General features: G+C 48.4%; 15 protein-coding genes. 7 read left to right on the top strand and 8 right to left on the bottom strand.

The features are described from left to right. Positions 1 to 177 precede the first annotated feature (177 nt). Positions 178 to 2,040 (top strand): diguanylate cyclase, encoded by a 1,863-nt coding sequence (locus ACG1BZ_RS20485; RefSeq protein ID WP_413663433.1) that lies wholly within the window; start codon positions 178 to 180, stop codon positions 2,038 to 2,040. Between the two features lies 1 nt (position 2,041). On the opposite strand, the gene pstS is transcribed toward ACG1BZ_RS20485, so the two are convergent. Continuing rightward, positions 2,042 to 3,124: a phosphate ABC transporter substrate-binding protein PstS gene (pstS, locus tag ACG1BZ_RS20480; protein ID WP_413663432.1), complete on the bottom strand. Its 1,083-nt coding sequence runs from the start codon at positions 3,122 to 3,124 to the stop codon at positions 2,042 to 2,044. A gap of 111 nt (positions 3,125 to 3,235) precedes the next feature. Next, positions 3,236 to 5,158: a PhoX family protein gene (locus ACG1BZ_RS20475; RefSeq protein ID WP_413663431.1), complete on the bottom strand. Its 1,923-nt coding sequence runs from the start codon at positions 5,156 to 5,158 to the stop codon at positions 3,236 to 3,238. 229 nt (positions 5,159 to 5,387) lie between these two features. Between ACG1BZ_RS20475 and ACG1BZ_RS20470 the strand changes: the two genes are divergently transcribed. Together ACG1BZ_RS20470 and ACG1BZ_RS20465 are read left to right on the top strand one after the other, a co-directional pair. After that, complete coding sequence (locus ACG1BZ_RS20470) at positions 5,388 to 7,991, top strand: TonB-dependent receptor (RefSeq protein ID WP_413663430.1); 2,604 nt, start codon at positions 5,388 to 5,390, stop codon at positions 7,989 to 7,991. 131 nt (positions 7,992 to 8,122) lie between these two features. After that, positions 8,123 to 10,003 carry a phytase gene (locus tag ACG1BZ_RS20465; RefSeq protein ID WP_413663429.1) on the top strand — a complete coding sequence of 627 codons (1,881 nt, stop codon included), beginning with the start codon at positions 8,123 to 8,125 and terminating at the stop codon, positions 10,001 to 10,003. Here the strand turns inward: ACG1BZ_RS20465 and ACG1BZ_RS20460 are convergent. The 5 genes from ACG1BZ_RS20460 to ACG1BZ_RS20440 form a co-directional block, all read right to left on the bottom strand. Then, positions 9,981 to 10,418: a VanZ family protein gene (locus ACG1BZ_RS20460; protein WP_413663428.1), complete on the bottom strand. Its 438-nt coding sequence runs from the start codon at positions 10,416 to 10,418 to the stop codon at positions 9,981 to 9,983. The genes ACG1BZ_RS20465 and ACG1BZ_RS20460 overlap by 23 nt on opposite strands. Positions 10,419 to 11,009: 591 nt before the next feature. Next, complete coding sequence (locus ACG1BZ_RS20455; protein ID WP_413663427.1) at positions 11,010 to 11,720, bottom strand: outer membrane beta-barrel protein; 711 nt, start codon at positions 11,718 to 11,720, stop codon at positions 11,010 to 11,012. A gap of 217 nt (positions 11,721 to 11,937) precedes the next feature. Next, positions 11,938 to 12,648, bottom strand: coding sequence for an outer membrane beta-barrel protein (locus tag ACG1BZ_RS20450; protein ID WP_413663426.1), 711 nt, complete (start codon positions 12,646 to 12,648; stop codon positions 11,938 to 11,940). Between the two features lie 142 nt (positions 12,649 to 12,790). Then, a complete protein-coding gene (locus ACG1BZ_RS20445) occupies positions 12,791 to 13,456 on the bottom strand; it encodes a replication protein P (RefSeq protein ID WP_413663425.1) in 666 nt (221 codons plus the stop codon). Then, positions 13,368 to 14,675 carry a DnaT-like ssDNA-binding domain-containing protein gene (locus ACG1BZ_RS20440; protein ID WP_108734619.1) on the bottom strand — a complete coding sequence of 436 codons (1,308 nt, stop codon included), beginning with the start codon at positions 14,673 to 14,675 and terminating at the stop codon, positions 13,368 to 13,370. Before ACG1BZ_RS20440 ends, ACG1BZ_RS20445 begins: the two co-directional genes overlap by 89 nt. Positions 14,676 to 14,875: 200 nt before the next feature. On the opposite strand from ACG1BZ_RS20440, the gene ACG1BZ_RS20435 reads away from it, so the two are divergent. The 4 genes from ACG1BZ_RS20435 to gbpA all read left to right on the top strand — a co-directional run bounded on the left by ACG1BZ_RS20435 (position 14,876) and on the right by gbpA (position 20,909). Continuing rightward, complete coding sequence (locus ACG1BZ_RS20435) at positions 14,876 to 17,119, top strand: heavy metal translocating P-type ATPase (protein WP_413663424.1); 2,244 nt, start codon at positions 14,876 to 14,878, stop codon at positions 17,117 to 17,119. Continuing rightward, complete coding sequence (locus ACG1BZ_RS20430; protein ID WP_413663423.1) at positions 17,120 to 17,488, top strand: cupredoxin domain-containing protein; 369 nt, start codon at positions 17,120 to 17,122, stop codon at positions 17,486 to 17,488. Positions 17,489 to 17,643: 155 nt separating this feature from the next. Next, a complete protein-coding gene (locus tag ACG1BZ_RS20425) occupies positions 17,644 to 18,471 on the top strand; it encodes a DUF417 family protein (RefSeq protein WP_413663422.1) in 828 nt (275 codons plus the stop codon). A gap of 785 nt (positions 18,472 to 19,256) precedes the next feature. Next, the gene (gene gbpA / locus ACG1BZ_RS20420) at positions 19,257 to 20,909 is read left to right on the top strand and encodes an N-acetylglucosamine-binding protein GbpA (protein WP_413663421.1); all 1,653 of its coding nucleotides are present in this window, start codon (positions 19,257 to 19,259) and stop codon (positions 20,907 to 20,909) included. 89 nt (positions 20,910 to 20,998) lie between these two features. Here the strand turns inward: gbpA and ACG1BZ_RS20415 are convergent, their stop codons facing one another. Then, the gene (locus ACG1BZ_RS20415) at positions 20,999 to 21,610 is read right to left on the bottom strand and encodes a TetR/AcrR family transcriptional regulator (protein ID WP_413663420.1); all 612 of its coding nucleotides are present in this window, start codon (positions 21,608 to 21,610) and stop codon (positions 20,999 to 21,001) included. Positions 21,611 to 21,618 lie beyond the last annotated feature (8 nt).

Raw genomic sequence — 21,618 nt, 5'->3', positions numbered from 1 at the left:
GACTTGTAGAATTCATACATAGCTATTTTATGTAAGTATGAATTGATGACTTTCTTGTATGGAAGCTATTTCTCTGAAATACAAAAAGCATCATCAATTTACTTTGGAAGTCAGTATCCATTATGACTGATTTGGTCTTTATGAAGACGGAAATTGTTGCACATCTACATAGTAAGAATGAAAAAAACAATTGGTAAATTTGAACTGTGGACTCAAAAGGGTGGCCCTAAATGGCACTACCGTTTGGTTTGTTATGCAGTGCTGATGTTTGCCATACTTCTTTCTATGCCCAGTTACCCCCATACGGTTGTGGATATCACCTCGTTGGACGGAGGAAGTAAACCGAGTGGCCTAAATGCAATTTGGCATGATCCATCGGGGTTTGGAAGCATTGTTGATGCTGAAAAAGCTTACAAAAATAAACTTTTTCTTCCCCTGGGAACTGCCGGATCTACCGGGCTTAAATCCGGAGCCTTCTGGTCTCACTTCATATTAAAAAACTCCAGTAGTGAAACAGTTTATGTCTCAATTGAATATGTGGATAACCAGCTCGATGGGCTGACGGCCTTTTCTAGGATTCAGGGCGGCAGTCAGCCTTACACTGAGCTGGCAAGTCTGTCTGCGAACCAGCCTTTTTCCAGTCGAAAAATCAAGCATCATCGTTTTGCGTTCCCACTTAAAATCCCCCCCTTCGCATCAAAGGAAATGATGGTTAAATTTGATGTTGGAGTTTTGGGCGTTGCCTTTCCCAGTATGCGTATTTGGAGACCTGAACAACTTGAAGAGAGGAGTAAGGCTGAGGCCATTTTAACGTCATTTCTTTTTGGTGGTTATTTTTTGATGGCCATTCTTGCGCTGATTGGTGCTATTACTGCGCGTAAGAATATCCTGTATCTATACTCGTTATATTCCGTAACGAAAATTTGGGTGTGGGGATCTTTACTGGGATATACCCATCAATATTTGCTCCAAGAACAATTTGATTGGCGCTATCAATCGATTAGTAGTGCTGTGGCGATTCTGACCGGGATTCTTTTTGCCCGATACTTTCTTGAAACGAAAAAGTACATCCCAAGATTGGATTACTTTTTAAAATTAATTTTACTCAATGGTTTATTCCTGGTTATTTGCGTTGTTCTGCAGTGGGAAGCTCTGGCGCACATTTCCATGATGCTTGCTCTGTTTTTCTATCCTGGTGTTGTTGTTGTCGCATTGGTGCGTTGGCGACAGGGGGATACTTCTGCGGCCGTTTTTGCTTTAGCCTGGAGCGTTTTGGTGTTGGGGCTTTTGGTGCAGGCGATGAGGGATCTCGGTTATGTGGTGCACAATCCAATTAATTACTATTGGCCCCCGGTTGCCTCTTTTGTTGAGATGTTGGCAATAATGATAGCTATCGGATTACTGGTAAAACGTTTAAGGCAACAAAAAGAGACTGCAGAAAAAAGGTATCTACTACACCTGGAAGCCTCGAGAACCGAGCTGGAGCAACAGGTAAAACTTCGCACACAGGAATTGGAGTACGCTAAAGCCAAAGCTGAAGAGGAGGCGCGCACAGACCCGCTAACAGGTATTTTTAATCGCCGCTGCTTTTTCGAAGAGGCCAGTAATCTGGTGGCTGTGGCAATTAATAACCAAATGCCATTGTGTGTATTAATGCTGGATATCGACAATTTTAAATCTGTTAATGATATTCATGGCCACTTAATCGGCGATCAGGCACTCTGTGCGACTGCCCGAGTAATTTCTCAACACGTGCGGGATGTGGATATCTTCGGGCGTATTGGTGGGGAGGAATTCGCGCTAGTACTCAGCTCCAATGTCGAAGGAGCTATGAAGGTTGCCAATCGTATACACCGGGATATCGCTAAAATCGTGATTAAAAGTGCAGTTGGGCAAGCCCAGTTTACCGCAAGTATTGGCATAGCCCGTCTGCAGGGGCGAGAAGATATCCTGGAGCTAATGCGACGGGCAGACTCTGCGTTGTATCAGGCCAAACGCGCTGGACGTAATCGTATTGTGGAGTGCGCTGAAGCTACGTAAATTAGCGTACGTAGGTAACGGCATTGAGTACTTTTTGACGTATATTCTCCGGAAGGGGCACCAGGCCCAAGCTTCCGGCCTGGCTTTGGGATGCGTTGCTCAACATAAAGACCAGCATTTGCCGCAATGCTTGTGCTTTTTGATCATCCTGGTCTGCGTAGAGTAACAGCCAGGAAAAGCTCGTAATGGGATAGGCGGTTTCTCCCTTGGGGTCCCAGATCCAGGCGATAAGGTTGGGAGCACCACTAATTGGTAGTGATGCTTTTGGAAACTCAACCTCTGATAGTGCCTCTGCTCCGCTCTTGGGGCCGGCGGCAATATAATTGCCCGCTCGGTTTTCCAGTAAAGCCACGGGCAGGTTTACCAGTTGGGCAAACCCGTGCTCGACATAGCCAATGGCCCCAACTTTCTTGCGAACCTTAGCAGCTACGCCTTGATTGCCCGGTGCTCTTTTAAATCTGGGCAACTTTGGCCAACTGGGTGTTCTGTCCAAACCAATTTTTTCGCGGAAATCCTGGCTCACGCTACTCATATGTCCAGAAAAGATATATGAGGTTCCCGAACTTTCAGAGCGGGTGACAACGGTAATCTCATCTCTGGGCAACTTGATATCGGGGTTTGCAGCCGCGATCTTGGGGTCATCCCAGTGGGTTATTTCTCCCAGGAAAATCCCCACATAAGCTTCCCTGGACAGTTTTAGCTTGTCGATTCCTGGAAGGTTAAATACCAGTACGACTTCCCCTGCAGTAACCGGCAGTACCACGCCACCACCTTTTAGGTTGCGTAACTCATCGATATCAATGGCGGCATCTGAGGCGGCAAAATCAACTGTATGACCGACAAAGTCCCTGATGCCGTCACCGCTACTGCTCATCTCGTAGAAAATAAATATGTTGTTTTCCCGGTGGGTGAACTGCCGAAACCACTCCACATAGATTGGGTAGGGGAAACTGGCGCCGCTGCCCCGGAGATTTACAGGATTTTCTGGTACCTGGGCAGTTCCCGGTGTGGCCGCAAGGATAAAACTGGCGATTGCCAGCACAGCGGTAAGGCGGCGTATAAGGGTTGCACACCTCGATATCATAGGGACCTCGGCTTATAAGCCTCCGACAACCTGCCTATAGGCGGGGTGAGAGGCCAAAAACTGCTTTAGATTAAAATTTTAGCAGGGTCCCTGGTTTGTCATATCAATCGCCTAGCTACCGACTATTTGGTCGTCCTCACGGTAAATGGCCAGTACCGATGGCCGAGGTGGTAACAGGGGGTTATTATCTGGCCAGCGGTGCAGGGGGTGGTCATAAGTGGAGTTGCGTGAATCGGCCGGATGTTGCACGGCAATAAACAGGGTTTTTCCGTCGGGAGTAAATTCCGGCCCGCACACTTCAGCCCCTTGCGGGCAGCCAAAAAAATGCTTGGGTGCGGCCCGCAAAGGCCCCTCAGTCGCCATTGCCCAAAGTCCATCGTGGAACCCAAAGCGCTCACAGCCATCGGTAGCAATCCACATATTGCCCCTGGGATCGAAAGCGACGTTATCGGGATTGGCAAACCAGCCGTGCTCAGAGATATCGTAAGGGGACTGCTGTCCATAGGCGCCCCTTTCAGCCGGGTTTTCAGCATTGGGATTTCCACCAAGTAGAAATTGCTGCCACTGAAATTGGGAGCTGGTGTGGTCGCGGTCTCCCTTCTCCCCGGGGGGCGCTATTTCCAATACATGGCCGGCAGTATTGCGGGCGCGGGGGTTGGCGGCATCGGTATCGCTGCGCTTCTTATTTTTGGTCAGCATTACATAGGTGCAATCATTGTGGGGGTTAGTCTCCACGTCCTCCGGCCGATCCATTGGCGTGGCTCCCAGTAGCGCGGCTGCGCGGCGCGCATCAATCATTACATCTGCTTGATTGCGAAAACCATTCTCTGCGGTCAGTGGGCCCTGGCCATATATCAGCGGCAGCCATTCGCCACTGCCATCGTCGGCAAATCGCGCGGCATAGAGCGTGCCATTAACGAGTAGCTTTCGGTTTGTATCGGGATCTTCGGGCTGATAGTTATCTTGGGATACATAGCGATAGATAAATTGATGTTCATCATCATCGCCGCCGTAAGCAACGATCGGTTGTCCCGGTTTACAGACCAGGGTAAAGCCTTCGTGCTCAAAGCGCCCCAAACTGGTCAGCTTGCGCGGTTTTGATTGGGGGTTATAGGGGTCAAACTCCACCATCCAACCGAAGCGATTGGGCTCATGGGGTTCTACCTGAATATCAAATCGGCGGTCGTGGTCACCCCAGTTGCGATTTTCCGGTTTTATACCAAAAAGTTGATGGTTTTCGATCTCCCGGGAATCTTCGAGCTTTTTTGGGTCTCCCTGAAAAGCGCCGCCAAACCCCTCTTCGGCAATTAATACGGTTCCCCATGGAGTTTTTCCTCCTGCACAGTTACCTATGGTGCCGAGGACCTGGGTTCCGCTGGGATCTTGGCGGGTCTTCAAACGTTCGTCGCCTGCGGCGGGACCGGTGATTTCCATTGGCGTCGTAGAAGTTATCCTCCGGTTATAGGGACTGTCAGCCACTAACTTCCAGCCCTGTTTAGCTCTTTGAATTTCCACGATGGAGTGTCCGCAGGCGGCCTGTTCAATGGCCACATGCTCGGCACTCACTCCCCGGGTGGCACTGTATTCGTCGTTATAACCGGGGAACATTAGATGGGGCTGGGTGTATTCGTGGTTGACACATAAAAGCCCGCGATCACTATTTTTACTTTGTATATGCAGGTACCCCTGGGTGGAACTGGTCCCCGCTGCCAAGGGCATAAAAGCAATAAAATCGTTGTTGTAACCGAATCGCTGTTCCTGGCTACTGGCGCTAAGTTCTTCAGGCTGAAAAGATGTTTCCTCTTTATGTAAAGGGTCTCCCCACCTCAGCAGAACCGTGGATTTATAGCCCTCTGGTAGATGGTGTTGGTAATCCAGTCTATGGGGGATTTCTTGAAAGGTGAGGGAGTTGCGTGTGGGATTTTCACTCCCACTACAGCCGGGTAGTAAGCTGCTTACAGTACCGGTGGCGGTTACACCACCCAAGACTTTAAAAAGAGACCGGCGTGCTGGGTTTTTGGGGCTTTCGTTCATGACTGCTCCATATTTGGCTTCAGTATATGACGCTTTTTACTGTTAATTGCCTTGATGGTTCTTTTTAAGGCGATGGATATCTGTGTAAATAACAGGGCTTACATCTATCGTCGCAGTACTAATTGACTATGTGATGACAAGCTTAAAAAAAATGTCACGTAAAGTTCATAGCGGCCTTCTAGTCTGCGTCCAATTCAATTAACCACCGGTAATGTGGGAGTGGGACGCAATGAAATACAGAACTTCAGGCTTGCGGTTACTGGGAATGCCATTGGCGGCTCTGGCGACTGCCATCATTAGTGCAAATGCTGTCGCAGAAAATGAGCAGCTAATGGAAACGGTGACGGTTACCGCCCAGGCAAGTAATGCGCGCAGCGACTTGGATCGACAGCGGGACGCCAATAAGGTCGTAGCGGTGCAAACTTCTGATGCGATTGGTGAACTCCCCGATGCCAATGTCACAGAAGCGTTACAGCGGATGCCCGGTGTATTTATTGCGAGAGATCAGGGTGAGGGGCGTTTCGTTGGGGTACGGGGTATAGATCCAAATTTGAATGCGGCGACAATTAATGGGGTGAGCCTGCCCGCACCGGAAACAAACACCCGGGCGGTAGCCCTGGATGTTATTCCATCGGACTTATTGGCGAGTTTGGAGGTATTTAAAACTCTTACGCCTGATATGAGCGCAGACTCTATTGGTGGTGCCATTGAGATCAAAAGTCTGAATGCCCTGGATTATGACAGCAATCGCTACAAGTTCAGCGTAGAGAATAGTTACAGCGAGCTTCAGGAAGAGTACAGCCCCAAAGTGGCTGCGACCATGACCAATATTTTTGAACTTGATGGAGAGCGCCGTCTCGGGGTGGCCTTGGCGCTAAGTCACCAGGAACGGGATTTTGGCTCAGATAATATTGAGACTGATGGTAGCTGGGAAGAACTGACCGCTGAAGATGGCTCTGTAGCTAAGGGCGCGACCGAAATAGAACATCGCGATTACAGTATTACCCGGGAGCGCACAGGTCTTGCTGCCAACTTCGACCTGGAACTGGGCAGTGACTCAAGCATCTATCTCCACAGCTTGTACTCCGATTTTTCTGATCAGGAAATCCGCCAGCGCAATTCCTGGAAGCTCGATGATGAACGCGATGAGCCGGAGACTATTTCGGCCAACTCGGCAGAGTGGGAAGAGGCAGCACTGGAGAAGTCCCTGAAGGACCGCCTGGAAGAACAGGAAATTATTTCTGCGGTATTTGGCGGAGAGCATAATTTTGAGCAATGGGGATTGTCCTATGCCTTGGGATATTCCCATGCAGAGGAATCTGAACCCAATCGCCGCGATACCGATTTTGTCTTGGACTCCCTGCGTCTGGGGTATGTTGAAGCTGGTGATACTCCCCGTATGGCGGTGGGAAGTGAGGATGTTGAAGCAGTATTGGACCCGGCCAGTTATCAACTCGATGAGTTGGTCATTGAAGATAACTTTACTGAAGATGAAGAAATCAGCTTCCGAATTGATATCAGTAGAGAAATGGATTGGGCTGGCAATCCTTCAGTAGTTAAATTCGGATTACATGAGCGTCAGCGAGAAAAGGCTGGTGACTTAAATGCGACTGTATATGAAGGGTTTGGTGGGAATTACACTCTGGCGAATTTTTCTCGCAATAGTATCGATTATGGTTTGGATGCATTTGGACCTGGCGTCAATGTTGGAAGCCTGAATAGTTTTATCAATGCTAACCTCAGTGATTTTGACATAGATGAGACGGAGACCGCTTTGGCATCCGCCCGTGACTACGCAATGAATGAAGACATCACGGCCTTGTATGTGATGAATTCTATTGAGTTAGACCGCTCCCAGCTGGTTTTTGGGGTTCGCTATGAGCGCACTGAATTTACTGCTGACGGTGTGAATGTGGCGGAGTCGGAAGAGTCCCTGCCGGGTGCCGATTTAATTGCAGAAGAGGTTTATGCCACTGAGGTTAACTACGAGCGGGACTACGACAACTTCTTCCCCAGTATTAATTACAAGTTTGATTACAACGATAATGTAGTTCTCCGTGCAGCCTATTCGGAGTCCTTATCGCGTCCATCATTTGGCTATTTGAACCCCTCTCCGGCCAAAATTGAATACGATGATGGGGAACTGGAGGTTGAAGCTGGAAATCCAGAATTAGACCCCTATGAATCCCGCAATATCGACCTGTCTGCCGAATACTATGCGGACGACCTGGGTATGTTCTCTGTGGGACTTTTCCATAAGAGTATCGATAACTTTATTGTCATGTCTGAGGTTTCCAGTAATACCGATTTTACCCGTTTTGTAGGTAATTTAGCGGTTGATGATGCTGAAGTATGGCAACCGATTAACGGAGACAACGCCCATATCAGCGGTGCCGAACTGGCCTGGACCCAAGGTTTTGAAAATGGGTTCTTACTCAGGGCCAATGCAACATTTACCGATTCAGAAGCTGATCTGGGTCTCAATAGCAGTGATCGCAGTGACAAAATATCTATGCCTTCCCAGGCGGATTTTGTCGGCAACTTTATTGTAGGCTATGAGCGCGATGCCTTTAGTATGCGCCTGTCAGCAGCTTTTCGCAGTGAACGCCTGCTGGAAGTAGACCTTGAAAATGAGGCTAATGATCGCTACGAAGAAGACCATTTGCAATTGGATTTGTCGGCCCGCTACCGCTTTGATAATGGCCTTCAACTTACTTTTACTGGGGTTAACCTCACGGATGAACCTTACTATGTTCACACGTCTGGGTTTAATGGTCAGTACGAAGAATACGGTCCGACCTATGCGATTGGGCTGAGCTATAGCACTTTCTAGAATTTACACTGGAATTTTTGGATTAGTGCAATTTTTTACCCTGATAAAGCCCCTGCAATATTGTGGGGGCTTTGTTTTTGTAAAAATAATATTTTCTGTCAGTTACCGGTAAGTTCTAAGCAGGTTTTATTATGCGTTTTTCAATAGTGGGTGTTTTGTCCTGCCTTATATTACTCGGATGTGATCTTGAAAAGGATAGTCAAAGATTATCTTCACAAAAGATCATCTCTTTAAAGGGGCTGATAGCTGAACAGATTCAGCTGGTCAGTTTCCCTGAGCAGCAATACTTGTTGCTATCCAGTAAAGATAAAGGGCTAGTGCTTGTAGATGAGTCCGCAGAAATACAAGTTCAAAAGGATGGCAGAGTAGAGGCACTTGCCATTCAGCCAAGAGAAGATGGCAGCTACCTGGTGGCGGCTTACGAAGAGCAGGAAGCGCTATTACATCTATATCAATTATTTACTGATCTAAACGATGATTTGCAGCTTCAACTTTTAGGAAAGCTTGAGAGTGCTAAGCCTGTGAGCGCACTCTGTTTTTCACTGCAAGCAGGAAGAGATCACCTGTTTGCCATTGGAGAGGACGGACTGGGGTTTGAGTACCTGCTTTCTCCCAGTGATGAGCACTGGGACTTTACCGAGATCCGCCCAATATATTTGGGGGAGGAGGTTAATAGTTGTAGCGTGGATAACCGTCGGGGGCGATTACTGGTATCACAGCCGCCTGTAGGGATATTGGCATTGAATGCCGATGCAGAGCGAGATGAGGAGCGTGAGCTTTTAATCTCGGCGAAACAGCTCGGTGATGATTTCGGCAGCTTGCGATTGGGTTATCAGCAGGACCAAATCTGGATTGCTGTGGAACAGGGAGTACAGGCTTTCGACTTGTCAGGAAGTGGTATGCCCGACCAATCTTGGACATTGCCTGCAGAAAGTCCTGCCTCTATAGCAGTTTTTGGTGATAGGTTGGCCGTGTTAAATGATAAGCAGAGTGAAATAACCTATTTCCCGATAAATACCAAACTGACTAGCGTTACAGATAATCCGCTTGAGATTATTCCCACTATTGCCGCCAGGGGACAAACTGACCCGGTTCACTCTTATGGAGATGCTGCCGATGATCCCGCCATTTGGGTGAACTCTCATTCGCCGGCAAACAGCCTGATTTTTGCTACAGATAAAAAAAAGGGGCTCAATATCTATCATCTATCAGGCGGCTTAAAACAGCACTTTCCGGTAGGCAGGGTTAATAATGTTGATATCCGTAAAATTTCTCACCCTAATATTGATGCGATTGCCGTTGCCTCTAATCGTACTAACCCCGGTTTGGATCTATTTTCTATCAGTACAACGGGCGAGGTGGGGTATCTTGGATACCGGGGTATAGGGCTTCATGATCCCTATGGCTTGTGCCTGCAACAGGACGATAGTGGGCTTTATGCCTGGGTTTCTGACAAGGAGGCCAGCTTGCATCAGCTAAAAATCAATGTCTCTGAGTCCTCCAATGAGTTTGAGATTGAGCAGGGTATCCAGTTTGATGACTATGGACAGGTTGAAGGCTGTGTTGTGGATGACCAGTTCGGAACCCTGTTTTTTGCTGAGGAAGACCGGGGGATTTGGCGGCTGAACCTAAAGTCCTTATCAGAGGCCTCTCCAGAGTTGGTGGCAGAAGTGGATGGTGAAAAGCTGGTGGCAGATATAGAGGGATTGGCACTTTATCAGGATGGCGATAAGGGCTATCTAGTGATATCCAGTCAAGGTAATGATAGCTATGCACTATTCAGCCGTAGTGGGAATGAATTTATTACCCATTTTCGGGTTGGTGTGAATCTCCAGCTAGGTGTGGATGGCAGTTCGGAGACCGATGGTTTGGCCGTTACCAGTTCAGCTTTGGGTGCGGAATATCCTCGAGGTTTGTTAGTTGTCCAGGATGGGCGCAACCGAATGCCCAGCGCAGCCCAGAATTTTAAATTGGTTGATTGGAGAGATATCAATCGTCTGTTGTCTCACTAGCGGTATCGGGGTTTTCAGGCTGGCTTAAATTGTTAATATTGCGGGCTCTCTGAACCAGGTAAACCAGAGAGCTCGCAAGTATCACTCCAACAATATCGGCGGCCAGATCAAGTAAGTCAAAAGTCCTTGAGCGAACAAATGCTTGGCTTATCTCTTCAATCAGGGCAAAGCCAAGCACTGCGATAGCACCATAGTAAACTCTAATAAAGCCGAGCTTAAAATAAGTGGCGCGGGTGGCAGTTATCAGGATAAGACCAAAAGTACCAAACAAGGCGATATGGCCTAGTTTATCGCCATAGGGGATAGCACGGACAAGGTCAAAAAATATACTACTCGATCCGGTATTGGCTAGATAGATAATCCAAAGAATAAAAAGAAAAAACAGTAGGACTGAAGCCTTGAGAAATCTTGACATAATACTTATTGATACAGTTTCGTCTAATCTTGTGAAGCTTGGCTATTGATTTTATAGATATCTAATTGGATCGGAAAGATAGGCCATTTGTCTATGTGAATTAGCCAGAATGTGATGGCTCAGTATCAATTATTTTCGACTTACAGTCCCTACATAGGTAGGCGATACCATTAATATCTAGTGATTTACTTTTAGAGCGAAACTCATAGGGCTCCATGTTTTTCTTACAGTCGGTGCAAATAGGTGGATTTTCAAGTTTTTCTTGCTCTAGCTGTTTTTTTGTTCCGAATATTAACAGCACAAACACTATAAGAATGGCCCATTGAAAATTATCTAGCTGCCTAGAGCTTCTCGAAACGAAGATTGAGTAAATTAATAGTATAGATACTATTGTAATGTATATAATTGAATGAGTTTTTTTGGTTTCTTTTAGCGTGTTTTCATAATCTATTTTCGCTCGATAGTCTTCTTGGTATTCCTCCAGATCTTTTTCCTTCAGTATTTTATTCTTTTTGTTGTTCATTTTAGAATGTGTTAGTTAATGGCTGTTTATAGAGAGGAGTTCTATCAGTATTTAACTGGATTTTATCATTAAAAATGCATACTCCACCCCATGGTGATAGCTTCACTATCTATTTCATCCAGAAACGTATCGCCCCCAATTTTTGAAAACTGTTCCCACTCTATCCGTAGGCTCCATTTGCCCCTATAGCTATAGTTAACACCAGCACCATATGCCCAGTGGAATCCATTGCTGCTATCGGTTAATTCACCTCTGATTGGAGTTAATTGTTCTATTAAACTGCCATCTTCAAGCTGGTATAGGATAAAAACTTCACCCTTCTGAATCTCATTGGTTTCCGCGTACCAGATGCCGGTGCCAAGTTTCCCGAATAAGCTAAATGACTCTCCCAGGGGAAGATACGCCAGGGAAAATATATTGAAAAGCTGGCTATCAAAATCAGAGAAATAGTTTAAATATTCACCATTCCCATATGAGATATGGGTATCCAGCTGGTACTTATTGAAATTTTGATAGCTGGCTTCAATTGCCAGGTAAGGTGTCCATCGAATTCCTGCAAATAGTTTCCAGGCGTTATTTTTATCATCACACAGACTGAGATCCACTTGATCTAAGCTGGCGCTAATTTGTTGAACTCGCTTTTCTGCTTCGCTACACAAGTTATTGGCATGCTGGTTACCGAAAGAAATACCAGCATATTTGTGTGAGTAGAAATCGGCGCAAGCAAGGGCTGGTAAGGAAAGTAGAAAAATAATGAATAGGGGGCTAAAGCGGTTCATGGCTTGACCTTGTTTAGCTTATATGGGGGACCGCTGAAGCTGATTTTAGAGTGAAATTTGATTAAGGCAACCACCAAAATAATAACGTCTTTTAGATTGGTCTAAGGTAGGACCTACTCTATTAACTGGATTTGGCGCCTAAAGGTAGAGTTCCCAGTAATAGTGCGCGGGAACTCTATTTAATTTGTATAAAGTTATAGGTGTCAATTAACAAAATTCAAAAAAGCCGCCCTAAACCCAGTGATAGTGTTTCTGCATTGAAGTCTACTCCAGTGGGCTCCAGTTTCTCCCACTCCAGTCTCCAAATCCAGTGATTCCTATAGACATAATTCATACCGACCCCAACTCCCCAGTGAGGGCCTTTGTGGTTTTGGGACGTGTCTTTATCGAACGTCTGAAGTTGTGCCGTGAATTGTCCATTGGATAATTGCTGGGGGATATAAAATTGAGCGGATTGTTGCTCTGATAATTTCCCTCTCCAAGCTCCAGCCCCGACTCTGGCAAACATATTTATATTGGAGTTAACAGGATAAAAACCCAATAAAAAGGCGGTCAATAAATGTGTTTCAACCTGGTATGCAGCCTTTGCATACTCTCCATTTTCATTATTGGTATAAAAGCTGCTTTGCGCAGCTGAAGGTTTTAGATAGCTGATTTCAAGGGCGAGGTATCTGTTCCAGCGCAAGCCGCCATAAAACTTAATCGTACTGCCGCTACTATTGCAATGAAAACGTCCGTCTGTAGATCCGTGAGGAATCTGTGATTTTATCCGGGGGTTTGCAGATGAGCAAAATTGAGGATAAGAGGTTTCACCGAGGGTAGCCCCAATATATTTCCTGTTGGCAAAGTCAGCGCTGGTATTTGTAGCGAAAGTGAATATAAGGCTGGAAAACAAACTTGTTTTTACGGTGGTCTTAAAATTATTCATGATCTGTCCTGTGCTTTGTTTATTTTTATTTCAAGCACAGTAAAGCTAGATCAGGGCTTTCACTTCACAAGTCATTGGCGTGAGGGCCTTTAGGTATCAGGCCCTGTATTCAAAGTCAGAGTAAGCAGTTGGCTGTTAATTTCTAAATGCCAAGCTTTGCTCGCATCTCCGAGAGTCTTTTCGAATTTTCTTCCTTGGAAAGTGGTGAGCCGGGGTTTTCCTCCAGCTTTAATTGCTCTGGAACGGTTAGTTTTTCTCCCCCCAGGACTCGTTCACATATTTTTCGATAGTGCTCAGCAAAGACCGGGTAGGCGATAGACTCGGGGTTATTGGCAAGAAAAAACCAGTTGGATTCCCGCCCTGCGTGATAGATTGCTAAGTGGCTCCAGTTGTAATTGGTTTTGGGGCTGGGGGCATTGCAGGCTTCGCGATAGGCGGCGCGTGCTTCCGGTAAACCATTCTCCCCAGCGGCGCACAGCTGCAGCATTTTATGTACGGTGGGCAGGTACTCGCTTTGCAAGATCGCTCGCTTGGCACCCTGCATAATATCCTGGGGAGCGAAAGCAAGCAGGGCCTCCAGCCAGAGGCGCTTAGCGTGGTGAAGGGTTTCAGTGTCTGGAAACGCTGCGCTGAACTGATTGTGATAATTCAGTTTAAACAGCGCAAATACTTCATTGATTGCGCGCTTCTTTTCGTTCAGCAGTTCCTGGCCCTGTTCACTACCAGTTTGTGTCTGTGAGTATGTCGCCGATTGACCGGTCGCGGGTGCGCTGGTTGGTGTTGTTGTGGGAGTCTTGTGGATTGCCATAAGAGTTTCCTATTGCCAGTTTGTTGCGCTCCGCCCACTGGTGGCGCGCGTGACGCACAAATACGGCGTCCCAGCTTTTACGTGCGGCATTTTGACCGCGCCAGTAAATAATAAATTCCGGAACCAGGGATAGAGCGAAGTCGCGATCTATCTCGCATTGGTTCATCAAATGACTCAGGCAGTCACCACTGGGCTGCCAGTTGCGGGAGATAGGTTTAGCCACCGGGTTTTTCTCAATACCCTGGCAGTAATAGGCCCACTCTTCCCGCGCATACTCGATAAACAGTTCACCCCAGCGGGCACTGTGGCCACCGCGCTCGGTCCATTTATAAATGAATTCCGGCAGCAATTCGGCAGCAAAGCGCGGATTGATGGCCAGGCGCTGCAACTGCTCCCAGGTGTGCTCGCTGGGCTGCCAGTCGCGGGACATAGCAGTGGGCTTGCGCTTTTCGATAAATGGCGTGTCCTGCTTTTCCCAGTCTTCCATAATCCAGTCATTGAATTCCAAATCCCAGGAAATGGACTGCTTGCCACTGGAGCGGTGGTAATCGAGAAAGCGCTGTAGGCCGCGACCGACAAAAGTGCTGGGGACTCCCTCGTCCGCCAGCTTGCGCAGGGTCTCATCGCTGGGTTGCCAGCCGTTGGGCAGTGGCTGTTTGCGCTGAGCTGTTGCTCGAAAAGCCTCCCATTTGCTTTTAACCTGGCGCAGGAACAGGGAGCCAAAGGAGTGGCGGGGCTCGGCGCGCTCGCGCCAGTAAGTGACAAACTCCGGCAATTGCTCCCTTACAAAGTGCTCGGGAATACCCAGTTGGGCGATACGGGCCATGGTTTCACTATCCGGCTGCCAACTGGGGGCAATAGTGTTGGCATTGCGGTTGGACGGGGTAGGGGGTGTTGCCACCGGGCGCTTGTACTCACCGGGCAGGGCGAACTTCAGAATCTCGCTACTGCCGAATGGTGCCGCCCCCAGCAGAAGGGCACCCTGGTTGCGCAAGCTGGTGGCTACCCGCTGGATATCCGCTGCCTGCCAGAAGGGCAGCAGCAGATATAGCTGCTCCCCCTCGGCGGTATACCAATCCCGGCCTCCGTAGGGCTCCAGGGGAAGGAATGGAGCCAGGTCGCCAAGTGCAGTGAGCAGCACAGCTTCCTCCAGGCCGACAGTGGCAGCCAGAGAAGGAGAGATACTCAGGGGTCTTTCGGGAAGCAGGGGATGTGTCATGGCGCGATAATAACATTCCGTCGCATCGCATGCGCGATCATTGGCGAATCCTCAGCCTTTTCCTGCCCCTGGTGCCAACCACTAAGCTGAAGGATGAATTGACTGCGAAATTTCGGCAGACGGTGCGCTGCCAACTGTTGCCTTCCCCTAGCGGTAAGGTTGTAACTTTGTCGCTGTAATTGGTGTTGCGGGAGAGCAAGATGACGAAGGAGCAACAATCTGCGCCAACGGTGTTCCGTTTGAGTGGAGTCAATTGTGCCGGCTGTATTAACAAAATTGAGACTGCGGTTAAGGCCGTAGCCGGGGTGACTGATGCCCGGGTAAACCTGTCCGATAAAATCCTGTCGGTATACGGCCCGGCAGAGGCTGCATCCTGTATCGAAGCCGTCCGAGGCGCGGGCTACGGCGCTGAACTCTTGCGAAGTAGTGAACGAGAGCAGCGCGCGGAACAGCGGGAGCAGACACAGCGGCACTACCGCCAGCAGTTGTGGCGTTCGGCATTTGCTCTGGGCGTGGGCGTGCCAATGATGGCCTGGGGGCTGATCACCGACAAGGTATCGGTGAATACCCCTGCGGAGCAGCTGGCCTGGGGTGTCATGGGGCTGATTACCCTGGCGGTGCTGGTCTTCTGTGGCGGCAACTTCTTCAGTGGTGCCTGGAAGGCACTGCGTCACCACAATGCCACTATGGATACGCTGGTGGCCCTGGGCACGGGAACGGCCTGGCTCTTTTCCATGATCGTGGTATTGGTTCCCCATCTCTTACCGGAAGCGGCACGACATGTGTACTTCGAGGCCAGTGCCATGATTATTGGCCTGATCAGCCTCGGCCAGGCAATGGAGATTCGGGCGCGCGGGCGCACCAGTGCCGCAGTGGAGAAGCTGTTGGAGCTCCAGGATACATCCGCGCGGGTATTGAGAGACGGCCGAGAGGTGGATCTCCCTATCGAGCAGGTGCAGCAGGGAGACCAGCTGCGCGTCCGCCCCGGCGAGAAAATTCCGGTGGATGGCACTGTGCTTGAAGGGCGCAGCCTGGTAGATGAATCCATGCTCACTGGGGAACCAGTGCCGGTGAAAAAGGCGGAGGGTGACAGCCTCGCCGCCGGCACCCTGAATAAAAATGGCAGCCTGTTGTTTCGCGCAGATAAAGTGGGTTCCGACACCCGTCTCGCGCAGATTATCGAGATGGTAAAGAATGCCCAGAGCTCCCGGGTACCTATCGCGCGTTTGGCGGACAAGATTTCCGGCATCTTTGTGCCAGTGGTGATGATTATTGCCCTGGTGGCCGCACTGGTTTGGTTCAACTTGGGCCCCGATCCTCGGGTTGCCCATATGTTAGTAGTACTGACTTCGGTGCTGATTATCGCCTGTCCCTGTGCCTTGGGTTTGGCGACTCCCATGTCGGTTATGGTGGGGGTCGGCAAAGGTGCCGAGTACGGTGTACTGGTGCGCAACGGCAAGGCCCTGCAACAATCCTGTACTCTGGATGTCCTGGTTGTGGATAAAACCGGGACTCTCACCGAGGGTTCTCCGCGTCTAACAGATATCGATAGTGATGGCGACAGCGATGAACTGCTGCGTTTAGTGGCGAGCCTGGAGCAGGGCTCAGAGCACCCCTTGGCCGAAGCCATAGTGACGGCCGCTCACGATAAAAACCTTGAATTGCAGTCTCCAGCCAACTTTGAAGCCATCACAGCTCACGGTGTGAGTGGTGATATCGGTGGCAGTCGCGTGCTATTGGGGAATACCAAGTTAATGCAAAAGGAGGCTGTTTCCCTGGATGCCTGGAGTGAGCGGGCAGCCAAATTGGCCGAGGTGGGGCGCACGGTGATGTACGCCGCCGTGGACGGCAAGTTGCGGGGGATTATTGCTGTAGCCGATCCGATTCGCGCTGATGCGCAAGCTGCAATCGAGCGACTGAACAAACTGGGTTTACGCATTGAAATGCTTACCGGGGACAATCACGGCAGTGCCGAAGCGGTTGCCCGGCAACTGGGCATCGACCGAGTTCACGCAGAACTATTGCCGGAAGATAAAGAGGGGATCGTCGCTGAATTGCAAAAAAAAGGCGAGCGAGTGGGTATGGTGGGTGACGGGATTAACGATGCCCCGGCCCTGGCGCGGGCCGATGTGGGCTTTGCGATAGGTGCCGGTACCGATGTTGCTATTGAGAGCGCCGATGTCACCCTAATGCGTTCCTCCCTGCACGGGGTCGCTAATGCCGTGGAGTTGTCCCGGGCCACTTTGCACAACATCAAGCAAAACCTGTTTGGAGCTTTTATTTATAACACTCTGGGTATTCCCATCGCCGCCGGTGTCCTCTACCCGATTACGGGTATGTTACTGAGCCCCATTGTTGCCGGTGGTGCTATGGCGCTTTCCTCCCTGACAGTGGTCAGTAATGCCAACCGCCTGCGCTTCTTTAAACCATCGGAGGCTCGCTAAATGGCTGAAGTTCTCGTAAATATCGTCGGTGTGCTGATGATTCTGGCTGTTATCTGGTGGTTTTGGTTGGGGCCAAAAAGAGGTGCCAGTAAGGCGACGCCGAGCACGGATAATTTACAGATTCTGGTTAAGGATGGAGTTTACGAACCGGATCTTATCCGCCTGCCCGCCGGTCGCACAGCGACTTTGCATTTTCACCGGGAGGACCCAAGCCCCTGCTCCGAGTGGGTATTGTTTCCAGACTTGGAAGTCAGCGCTCAGCTTGCCCTGAATCAGGATACCTTGGTGGAAATACCAAAAGCCGAGCCGGGCGAATACCCGTTCAACTGCCAGATGCAAATGTATCGGGGCACATTGATACTGGAGTAACAGTAAATGTGATTCTCTATGGGGGTGTAATAATTCCCCGGGCCAAGACGACATAGATTTAACCAATACCCCAGAGCCGCCTTTCACCTGTATGGAGAAAGGGGCTCTGGTCAGGATGGTGACTAAGCTCTAATTTGTTAAGAGGTCGTCAACAAATGTCATTTCTTCTTCGAAAACTTCCCTTCGCCCTGGTGGCCATCGCCTTTGCGCTTATTACGGTGGCGCTTTTTTCCGGCCAATGGGGTGGTATCAAGCGCGTATTTGAATTCTACGGTGTCACTAATGAGGAGGTGCTTTCCTCTATACGTTTAATGACCGCCATTATTTTTTCAGTCGCCGCTATTTTGGGGGCACTCGCCCTTCGCTTTGAGCGGGTTGTTAAGCCCCTGGCAATCCTTCTGATTTTAATATCGCTAGTGCCCCTACTGAGTCTTCTTGGCAGCGGCCATTGGATCGACTCCCTGGGCGGCTTTCCGGCAATTGGCTCAGGACAGGGGATAATTAAGTACTTTGCCCTGTTAACCTTGGGTATTACCTGGTTGTATAGGGATTCGTTGAGTCCACTAAAGCTGATATGGCTCAATTATTTCCCTGTCGGCTTGGTATTACTCTGGATTGGAGGGATGAAATTCACAGCGCTTGAGGCTGAGGGGATTGAAGGCCTGGTAAGCACTTCGCCACTGATGTCGTGGTTATACAGTCTATTTAGCGTGCAGGTGGCCTCAAATCTTATCGGTATATATGACTTGATTGCGCTGGCTATCCTCGCCTTGGGTATTTATATCCGGCAGCTGTTTTGGCCGGGACTATTGCTTTGTGCCGCAGTATTTATAACAACCCAGACCTTCCTCTACTCCTATCCAGGCAGTTGGGTAGCTCCCTGGCAACTTAGCTCCAGCGGTATTTTTATTATTAAAGATCTGTGGTTTATCGCAAACCTGATATTAATCTTGGGCTTTAGAAACTCCATGATTAAATCTTAAAACTGATGGGGTCAAAGAGTTGCTCTGAGGCCCCCAAAATGCCAGCTTTGATACATTGGGAATACTATTTGTAAGTTATCGAAAGGTGGCATTTTCTGTGGACTCAGGGATATCTGGCCGGCGTGAATTCAGTGAAGTGAAAGCTTTAAAAAACTATTATTTTTAATTTTCATTGGAAAACCCTCTGCCCGATTAGTTACAGAAGAAGTATTGGCCGTTGTTTTCTAGGTTTTTTCTGTTTCTATTTTGTCGTGGGTGCACCGTGTTTTTTTGCCGGTAAGCGATAGGTGGAGTTAGTTAGGGTTTCATTTTGAGTTTCGGGAAGACTTAAGTGTGAAATTCATAGTTCTTCCATATTTTGTTTTTATATTTTTATAAGCGGTATATTCGGATTTGTACCTGACTGCCCTTGCTGGAATAAAATACCACTAAATGTCGCTTTTATTGATGTTATGTTGCATTAATTACCCGAAATTATGGGCTTATTTTTTGTTTTAGGTCGTCATTTTTCTATTTTGTAAGAAATTATTTTGTCATTATTTATGTTTTTATTTTTGTGTTTGTATGGAACTTTTAATGGGATGGTATTTATTAAAAATTAGACTTATCTTTCGGCGACACGCTGAAAGTTGTTTGTTTAAATTATAAAAATAATAGGAACCGTGCCAATTAGTGGTGGTCCATAACTCTGTCGCTAGCGTTGCAGGATTTACATCCTCTAAAAGTAAAAATTTGTGTTCAGCTTGGGAAGGAAGTTGAGCGCAAAGTAATAAATGGGCAGAGATATGATTCTACGTAAGAAAAAATTAGCATCCGTATTTAAACAACCGATAGTCAATCGCACATTAATGGCAGTGGTATTAGCCGGTGCCAGTTCTAATGCTTTCAGTCATGGTTATGTTGAGGCCGCTGACGGTGGTGTAGCTTCTGCGCGTGGTACCCTGTGTAAATACGCATTAGATACCGGTGAAATGAATTTGAATTGCGGCGCAGTTCAGTGGGAGCCACAGAGTATTGAAGGTCCTGAAGGCTTTCCCGATAGCGGCCCTGCCGATGGGCAAATTGCCAGTGGAGGAAGCAGTGCCTGGTCTGAGCTTAATGAACAGACATCTGATCGCTGGGTAAAAAATTATATTAGCTCCGGTTGGCAAACCTTCAAATGGTACTTCACCGCCAACCATGTAACTCGTGATTGGAAATACTATATTACTAAAGAAGATTGGAATCCGAATTCAGTCTTGACTCGCGATCAATTTGATCTCGACCCATTCTGTGAGATAGATGGCAATTATGAACAGCCAAATGTAAATACAACTCATGAGTGTCAGGTGCCAGATCGCGAGGGCTATCATGTAATTCTGGCTGTTTGGGATGTGGGTGATACGGTTAACGCTTTCTACAATGTTATCGATGTGGAGTTCGATGGCGATAATGTCACTAATACCGAGTGGAGCGCTGCGGGTACCATCAATCCGACTCAGGACTTGAACGTTGGCGATAAAGTGTATACCCGCGTATTTGATGGCTCAGGTGAAAACTCATCTTACAGCACTGTTTTGGAAATTGCCTCCGAAGAGCAGGGCATCGCTGAAAACTGGTCACACGATTTGGCTGAGTTGATTAATGCAGAGCAAACCGATATCCGCGCCGGTGATTTCGATGGTGATAATAGCTTTGAGCCTCTGTACGGTATCAACCGCATTTATCTAAAAGATGGCAGTGGCCTGGAAAATGTCGAGATCGGTTACGAGTTGAGCGAAGAAGAGCCCAACTATGAAGTAACGGTAAGTGGTCTTGAAAGTGAATACACAATTACAGGCGGTGCTATTTCTCTAGACTTGGCTCTCAGTGCTACGGGAGATGTCAGCGTTGAGGTTACAGTGGTAAATCATGGCGGTGATACTCTAGCAAGCTATAGCAATAACATTGATGATGGTGATACTGCCAGTACTAGCTTGACTCTCTCAGAGACTGTAGCAGGGCACCATATGGTTGTAGTGGTGGTAAAAGACCGCGATGGCAACATGGTTGATCAAAACACTCTGAACTTCTACCTGGTTGAAGACACCTCTGGTGATGATGACTCCTCGAATGGGGATGATGACTCCTCGAACGGCGATGACGACGCTTCTAATGGCGACGACGATAGCTCCAACGGCGATGACGACACCTCCAATGGAGACGATGATACTTCGAACGGAGATGATGATAACTCCAATGACGATGACCAATCTTCAAGTGATCAGGATTATGATTATGTCTTCCCTAGAGGTCATAGAAACTATGCTGCGGGCACCAAAGTCCTGGGCCGTGACGGTAATGTCTACGAGTGTAAGGACTCTGCTTACTCCCACTACTGTAAGGAAGTAAAAAGAGGTGCAATACAGTTCGAGCCAGGTGTTGGTGGGAACTGGGAGATACTTTGGGAAAGACTTTAATTTATTCCCGATAAAATAAAAAAGGCCCCTTTTGGGGCCTTTTTTGTTGGTAAATTAGTAGGTGAAAAATGGCCTCTTAGGGCAGCGATTCAAGCCTGGTAATAACTTAAAAACATCGCAGCGGTGCGCTCGGCCAGTGCCTCTTGCTCGGCGGAGTTCGGTGGGCCAGAGAGTTGAAGTAACTGAGGCCAGTAGCAACCGCCCTTAATCAGGTTGTGAATCTGCCCATTGGCGACCTCTATGTCGAGAGACTTTAGTCGCCCATCAGCTACGGCAGATTTGATCCAGCGCTGCACCCCGGTTTCATGGGCCTTATATTTTTCCATTTCCTTCTGTAGTGCTTCCGGCTGGTGGAAGAAGTAGTCGAAGGCCATGCGGTTAAGCTCAATATACTGCGGGTTGCAGATCGTTTTTATTTCCTGCTCTAACAGTGTGCGGAGTTGTGATTGCATATCACTATCCGGGTTGTAGTCACAACCGGAGGGCTGGGTGGCCTGCTGCCAGAGTTCACCGATCAAATACATTACCAGGGCTTCTTTGCTGGAGAAGTGGTTGTACACGGTGCGTTTTGATACCTGTGCTCGGGCTGCCAGCTCGTCCATACTCGTGCCCTGCACTCCCAGCTCCTGAAAAGCCTGCTTGGCAGCATCAATAATAGCTTGGCGTTTCAGCTCACTTCTGGTTGGTTTCTTTTCAGTCATGGGTATCT

Origin of the sequence: Microbulbifer sp. CNSA002, assembly GCF_047324085.1 — a bacterium.
GTDB lineage: Bacteria > Pseudomonadota > Gammaproteobacteria > Pseudomonadales > Cellvibrionaceae > Microbulbifer.
The sequence above is the reverse complement of the archived record's forward strand: the minus strand, read 5'-3'. Positions and strand labels throughout refer to the sequence as shown.